The sequence below is a fragment of the Bartonella vinsonii subsp. berkhoffii ATCC 51672 genome (genome assembly GCF_902825225.1).
In the GTDB taxonomy this organism is placed as follows: Bacteria; Pseudomonadota; Alphaproteobacteria; order Rhizobiales; family Rhizobiaceae; genus Bartonella; species Bartonella berkhoffii.
This window is the reverse complement of record NZ_CADEAK010000213.1, coordinates 1-420: the sequence shown is the minus strand read 5'-3', so window position 1 is coordinate 420 and position 420 is coordinate 1. Positions and strand designations below refer to the sequence as shown.

The following is a 420-nucleotide window of genomic DNA, read 5'->3' as shown; positions in this document are numbered from 1 at the left end:
TGATTCAAAATAAGCACCTCGTAAACTACTTTCTTGAAGATCACCTTTCTTGCGTTTCTTTTCATTTACCACAAAGCAAAATGTATCAATATCTTTGTATTACAGAATTTGAGATTAATCTTTTTGTATAATTACTCTTTTGACAATTAAACAGATTAAACTATTTCCTATTGCACGCTTAATAACAGTAACAAAACACAAATTGACTAAACATGTATCCAAAAAACAATCTTCCAAATATCAATCCATTGGAAGCGTTACAACTCGTAATTCTCCATCTGGACGAGCAACTATAAATAAAGCATTTTTACGTCCAGCCTCACGCAATTTATGAATACGTTTTTTAGCCTCATCAATTTTCGTGACAGCACTTTGATTGATATCAACAATTACTTCACCAGCGCGAATACGCTTTTTATC

At 31.9% G+C, this 420-nt stretch carries 1 pseudogene; it reads right to left on the bottom strand.

The annotated features are described in order from the left end of the window. Positions 1–240: 240 nt before the first annotated feature. Positions 241–420, bottom strand: a pseudogene (locus J7R10_RS08975) (serine protease); the annotation flags it as partial.